The following is a 672-nucleotide window of genomic DNA, read 5'->3' as shown; positions in this document are numbered from 1 at the left end:
CTCCACCCATTGACGTCAATGGAAAGTCCCTATTGGCGTTACTATGGGAACATACGTCATTATTGACGTCAATGGGCGGGGGTCGTTGGGCGGTCAGCCAGGCGGGCCATTTACCGTAAGTTATGTAACGCGGAACTCCATATATGGGCTATGAACTAATGACCCCGTAATTGATTACTATTAATAACTAGTCAATAATCAATGTCAACATGGCGGTCATATTGGACATGAGCCAATATAAATGTACATATTATGATATAGATACAACGTATGCAATGGCCAATAGCCAATATTGATTTATGCTATATAACCAATGACTAATATGGCTAATTGCCAATATTGATTCAATGTATAGATCTTCCATACCTACCAGTTCTGCGCCTGCAGCAATGGCAACAACGTTGCGCAAACTATTAACTGGCGAACTACTTACTCTAGCTTCCCGGCAACAATTAATAGACTGGATGGAGGCGGATAAAGTTGCAGGACCACTTCTGCGCTCGGCCCTTCCGGCTGGCTGGTTTATTGCTGATAAATCTGGAGCCGGTGAGCGTGGGTCTCGCGGTATCATTGCAGCACTGGGGCCAGATGGTAAGCCCTCCCGTATCGTAGTTATCTACACGACGGGGAGTCAGGCAACTATGGATGAACGAAATAGACAGATCGCTGAGA

The 672-nt window shown here is 45.5% G+C and carries 1 pseudogene; it reads left to right on the top strand.

Going from position 1 to position 672, the window contains the following annotated elements:
- Positions 1–371 precede the first annotated feature (371 nt).
- Positions 372–672, top strand: a pseudogene (locus CKO27_RS24020) (serine hydrolase); the annotation flags it as partial.

The organism is Thiocystis violacea, assembly GCF_016583575.1.
In the GTDB taxonomy this organism is placed as follows: Bacteria; Pseudomonadota; Gammaproteobacteria; order Chromatiales; family Chromatiaceae; genus Thiocystis; species Thiocystis violacea.
This window is presented reverse-complemented; position numbering and strand designations above follow the sequence as displayed.